The 4243-nt window shown below is 30.7% G+C and carries 6 protein-coding genes; 5 read left to right on the forward strand and 1 reads right to left on the reverse strand.

What is annotated here, in order from left to right:
* The gene (locus CVS92_RS08795) at positions 1-219 is read right to left on the reverse strand and encodes a helix-turn-helix domain-containing protein (protein ID WP_087576946.1); all 219 of its coding nucleotides are present in this window, start codon (positions 217-219) and stop codon (positions 1-3) included.
* 256 nt (positions 220-475) lie between these two features.
* Between CVS92_RS08795 and CVS92_RS08800 the strand changes: the two genes are divergently transcribed.
* From CVS92_RS08800 to CVS92_RS08820, 5 genes are all read left to right on the forward strand, one after another.
* The gene (locus tag CVS92_RS08800; protein WP_107789202.1) at positions 476-853 is read left to right on the forward strand and encodes a hypothetical protein; all 378 of its coding nucleotides are present in this window, start codon (positions 476-478) and stop codon (positions 851-853) included.
* Between the two features lie 236 nt (positions 854-1089).
* Complete coding sequence (locus CVS92_RS08805; RefSeq protein ID WP_107789203.1) at positions 1090-1311, forward strand: hypothetical protein; 222 nt, start codon at positions 1090-1092, stop codon at positions 1309-1311.
* Positions 1312-1840: 529 nt separating this feature from the next.
* Positions 1841-3250 carry a hypothetical protein gene (locus CVS92_RS09085; RefSeq protein ID WP_199906430.1) on the forward strand — a complete coding sequence of 470 codons (1410 nt, stop codon included), beginning with the start codon at positions 1841-1843 and terminating at the stop codon, positions 3248-3250.
* A 3-nt stretch (positions 3251-3253) separates the two neighbouring features.
* A complete protein-coding gene (locus CVS92_RS08815; protein ID WP_199906431.1) occupies positions 3254-3670 on the forward strand; it encodes a hypothetical protein in 417 nt (138 codons plus the stop codon).
* A gap of 2 nt (positions 3671-3672) precedes the next feature.
* A partial coding sequence (locus tag CVS92_RS08820; RefSeq protein WP_234398738.1) for a zonular occludens toxin domain-containing protein occupies positions 3673-4243 on the forward strand: 571 nt, incomplete at its 3' end.

Consider the following 4243-nt stretch of genomic DNA (forward strand, 5'->3'; position numbering starts at 1 on the left):
TTATTCCTCTTGTTTATTTATCTTAATATTTATTTTTCCATTGTTTGCTTTTTCTCTTATTTTTTCTAATCTTTCTAGAAATTTTTTTGTTTCTAAAATTTGTTCATCTAGTGCCAAACCTTGATTTATTAGCCGTATTAATTCTGGCTTTTCTTTTTCCCAATTTGTGAGTGTATTTCTAGTAATGTTTAATTTTTCTGCTAATTCTTGTCTAGTCATTTTTCATACTTTTTGACAAATTATTTTGCATTTTATTAATTTTTAAGGGTTTTTTATTTAACATTTCATTATCCAAATGCACAATTATTGTGCATAATTTTTTGATTTTTGTTCGCAACAAAATTATATCAAAAATTGCATAGGTTTTGCCCTGAATATGGCATTAAACTATTTTAGCCCCGTTTGGACGAAACACCTTTTCGGGGCTATGTTAAATGGTGTTTCAAAAAAAATAAATTAAAAAAAGGTGTTAAAAATGCAAATCGTTAAATCTGAATATGATTTAAAGTATGTTCTTAGGGGTGGTCTTGTTAGAAGTTCGGCTTCTGGTAAGTTTGAAGGTAATGATTACTCTTCTTCTGTCCGTATTTCTTCATCAAATATCTATGACGTTGTTAATGAAAAGACTGGCTTTACTGACGAAGTAGAGCAAAAAGTTGTTTTTAAAATAATCTGCCCAGATAACAATACCGCTGGACTTGTAGCGGCTGCAATAAAAGAAAAATTTAAAAAAGGCGAAGAAATACCGGTTGAAGGTGGCTTCCCTAACGATCAAAGAATTATCACAATAGCAAATCCGATTGAATATTTTTTGTTTGATACAAAGCCAGCGAAAAAGCCTGAAAACAAATAATAGGCAAAGGCAATTATAAAAATGTTTGATGTTATATCTGACGCTATTTTAATTTCTTTTATTACTATTTTTGTTTGTGTTGGCTTCGGTCTTTTCTTTGCTCTAAAGCAAGATTTCAAAGATAAAAGTTCCATAAATAGATAAAAAAGGGGTTTAGCCCCTTTAACTATTTATTTAAGCGTGTTTCCTTAAATAAGTAGTTAAGGCTACTAAATTTCAATAAAAAAGGGTTTGAGATGAAAAATTTTCTTTCTTCTACAAAATCTAAAGTTGTGGCTGGCGTTGCGGCATTAACTGCATTAACAAGTAATGTATTTGCTGCTGGTATTAGCTTGGGATCAGATGGCACAGTAACTGGCGATCTTAGTGTTGCTCCATTTATGGGTGTTGCTAGTGCTGTTATCGTTGCTTTAGCTGCTATCTTTGCAGTTAAAAAGGGTCTTGGACTTCTTAGATAATTTTTGCCCCTTAATTGGGGCTAATTTTTTAAAAGATTAAATGATTTAAGAATGTATTTTGATTTTATAGACATTACTAAATTTGGAATATTTTTAAATTCTTTTTATGGCGTTGTGATTGTTTTCTTTGCTTTAATATTTGGAATAACTGCTTCATTTAGTCTTTTAAAAAGTTAGCACATAAATTTTAAAGCTTAAAGCAGAGTGCAAAGCAAAGCTTTAAGCCGACAAGCGAAGTGCGTCAGGTTTTTATTAGGATTTAATTTTATGGATAAAGTTTATCTTGATTTATCAATAGAGCAATATAACTTCTTAATGTCGCTTACTGGTGCTTTATGTGGTTTCTTGGTCTGCTTGTTTATCTTCATAATCTTATCCAAAATGTAAAAAGGTGTTTAAAATGTTTAGTGTTATTGGTATCCCTGCTTTTGATTACTTCTTTTCGATTTTTATTTGGTTCTTAATCTTATCTTTGCCTATTTGTGCCGCTTTAACTCTTTTAACAAAAAGATTTTTATAAGGCTTTATGGTGAAATTTCTAATTAGATCTTTCATTTTCTTATCTCTTTTATGCTCTCTTGCTTTTTCTAAAAATGGCGATAACGGCTATTATTATGTTATGCGTGATTATAATTTGCCTAGCGCTTTCAAGCCTATCGATGGCAAATTTTTAAAAGGTAATAATTATTATGGTCTTAGATCGCCTGAAATTGGTTATTACTTTATCTATTCTTTTACAATTAGACAAGAAGCTTATTATTTTGCTGGCTCACATAAGCCAGGTTTTTATGTTGGTTTTGGTCATGTTTATATAGGTGGCAATAGTAGAGTTGGTCGCTTTGGTCAGCGTGGTAGTATTGGCGATTATGAACGTTATGTTGTTTCCGATTATCCAAAAGATCCAGTGTTTACTTATTATGATTTTATTGTTTTCAATCCCAAAGAAGTTGCTAGATGTTCTTTAAATCAAGAATTTAACACTGACACTATGCAATGTGTCGATTCTTGTCCAGCTGGTCAATTATGGAATGTTCAAACTAATGCTTGTGTGGTTGATTGCACTGATGAAGATAATCATAAATTCTTTACTTCTGATTATGCTTGTATAGATTGCTCAAGTGCTTTAACAATAGATGATATTGCAAGGTGTTATTGCGCTGGTATTGGTTCTTCTTATAATCCTGGTTATGCTTGGGATCCTAATAAACCTAATATTGTTAATGCTCATTGCAAAAATGAAACATTAATTACTTTCAAATTTGATAAAAGCAAAGAAAATTCTAATAAAGATAAGGATAAAGAAAAAGAAGACCCAAATAAGGATAAAGACAAGGAAAATCCAAATAAAGACAAAGACAAAGAAGATCCAAGCAAAGATAAGGATAAAGACAATACTACGCCTGGCGGTGGTGGCTCTAGTGGTAGTGGCTCAACTGATAGCGGTGGCGGCACTGTTTCACCTGGTGGAGATAGTGGAAAAGATAACGGCAAAGACAAAGGGGACGGCAAAGACGACGGCAAGGATAAAGGTGGCGGACATGGCGGCGGTGGTGGTGGCAATAATGATAGTAATACCGCTGCTGGTAATTTAGATTACGATGATTTAAAGAAAAGTGAGCTAGATACATTATCTAAATATTCTAATAACGTCGAAGATAATTTTAGCTTTGTAAAAGATATTAAACAAAGCTTAAGCGATAGTATTTCAAAAATTAAAAATGGTAATTTAATGAAATTAAATAGGGGCAATATCCCTAATACTTGCCCTTTAAGCTTTGATATAGATATGATCTTTTTTAAGAAAAAAATTGCTTTCGATTTTTGTAGCTTTCTTTCGCCGATCGCTTCTTCTCTTTATGTCTTTTTCTTTATAGCTTTCTTTTTGTTGTTCTTATTTTTAATAGCTAAGCTATTCATTTTTACTTTTATGGGGTGGTAGGATATGCCTGCAATTATTACAACAATTATTAATCTATTTGGCTTTTTTAAATGGGAAAGATTTATTAATTATGCTTTTAGAGCTATTACATTTTCTAAAATGGTTATTATTAATGGCATCTTGACAACTCTTGTTTTGTCTTATGCTGTTGCAGTTATTTATATTATTAACTTCATCTATTCTAAATTTAACTATATTATTGATTATGTCAATAATCTTTCAGTAGGTAATGAAAAGATCGTAACGACTGCTTTAGCTGTTTTAAAATCTCTTGGGGCTTGGGGTGCTTTTTGTGATGTCTTTTCTATATTTTCGCCTATTTTTCTTTCTTTCTTTATAATTTATGCTACAAAAATAGGCATTACTGTTTTTAGATTTGTTCGTGAAACTCTTGTTACGTTTATTCTTGCAAAGCTTTAAAAATGATTACTTATTTAGTTGGCAACCCTGGAAGTGGTAAAACATATTACGCAGTATATATGATTTATCAGATCTTTTTATTTGAGCCAAAGAAAACATTTTTATCTAAATTTGTTAAGCCTAAAGAAAAGCCTAATTATTCATTTTGCTACACAAATATAAATGAGTTCAAGTTTGAGTTATCCGACAAATTTAAAAAGTTCGATTTTGATGAGTTCTATTTAGGCTTAAGAAATTTATACGCTCTTTATAAAAATGGTGCAACTGATAATGAAGTTAATGAAAAAGCCAAAGAGTTAAATTTATATGGCTGCGTATTTGTTCTTGATGAGTGCCATAACTTTTTTAAAGATAAAAAAGATGAAATTTTAGTTTGGTGGCTTACCTACCACCGCCATTTATATCAGGATATTTATTTAATTACCCAAGATTTAACTTTAGTCAATAACGAATATAAACGTATAGCAGAGAAATTTTATAGGGCTGTTGATAGCGCAAAAAGATTATTTTCAAAGAAATTTCGTTATGAAGTTTTTGCATCTTATAGGCTTTATAAAAAAGATAGATTAGAGA

This window comes from Campylobacter concisus, assembly GCF_003048555.1.
GTDB lineage: Bacteria > Campylobacterota > Campylobacteria > Campylobacterales > Campylobacteraceae > Campylobacter_A > Campylobacter_A concisus_AO.